Here is a 740-nt window from a genome sequence, read left to right as displayed (position 1 = left end):
ACTTCAGGACATGAAGCTTTTGATAAGATGAGGAGCTAGGAAGCTAAAATTACTGATATTTGTATTTTGGTAGTAGCAGTTGATGATTGTGTCAAACACAAACCTTAGAAGCCTTGAAGCATACAAAAAGCCCCAAATTCCTATTATTATTGCTTTAAATAAAATTGATAAACCCAATAATAACACACAGCAAATTATGCAAAAATTATCTAGTTATGATTTGTTGCCTGAAAATAAGAACGCTTTTACTCATATATTGCTATTTCTGCTTTAAAGAAAGGTTTGGAAAAAATATTAGAAATTATTCTTTTAGTTAATTTAAATCAATTTACAAGCTAATCCCGATCAAAAGCTAAAGGAACAGTTATTAGGCAAGCCTTGATAAATCTTTAGGACTGGTGGCTACTTTTATTGTAAGTGATGGCAACCTCAAAGTAAGAGCGATATCGTCGTTGCTGGAGCTTCCTTATGGAAAAATTGTTCCATGGAAGACGAAAACAAAAAAAAACTAACCAAAGCCTTACCTTCGCAACCTGTGTGCGTGTTGCAGGATTAAGGAAGTGCCTCAAGCAGGAGATATTTTTTACGCCGTTGTAATGAAAAACAAGCACGCCAAATTAGCCGGCAACCCTTTCACCTCTTAATTTAGAAGATATTTTAAACTTAGAAACCGAAAAAACCGCAAAGAACTAAATATCATTTAAAAGCTGATACTCAAGGAAGTTTGGAAGCAATACATG

It is taken from the genome of Areca yellow leaf disease phytoplasma (genome assembly GCF_041920595.1).
Note: the sequence above shows the minus strand (reverse complement) of the source record.